The organism is Thauera sp. 27 (assembly GCF_000310125.2).
Taxonomy (GTDB): Bacteria; Pseudomonadota; Gammaproteobacteria; order Burkholderiales; family Rhodocyclaceae; genus Thauera; species Thauera mechernichensis.
In genome coordinates this window covers 1-259 of sequence record NZ_AMXB01000124.1, presented here as the reverse complement: position 1 = coordinate 259, position 259 = coordinate 1, and the positions used below count along the sequence as shown (strand labels likewise).

General features: G+C 67.6%; 1 pseudogene. It reads left to right on the top strand.

Features of this window, described 5'->3' with window-relative positions:
• A pseudogene (locus tag B447_RS21675) lies at positions 1–259 on the top strand (allantoinase); the annotation flags it as partial.

Below are 259 nucleotides of genomic sequence, written 5' to 3'. Positions count from 1 at the left end.
GACACCAACGACATGCGCTTCGCGCTGCCGCAGGGCTTCTCGCACGGCGACGAGTTCTTCGAGTACCTGAAGGACGCCTTCGACGTGATGTATGCCGAGGGCGAGGAGCGCCCGGCGATGATGAGCATCGGCATGCACTGCCGCCTGCTCGGCCGCCCGGGCCGCTTCCGTGCGCTGCAGCGCTTCCTCGACCACATCGAGAAGCACGACCGCGTATGGGTGTGCCGCCGCGTCGACATCGCCCGCCACTGGATCGAGC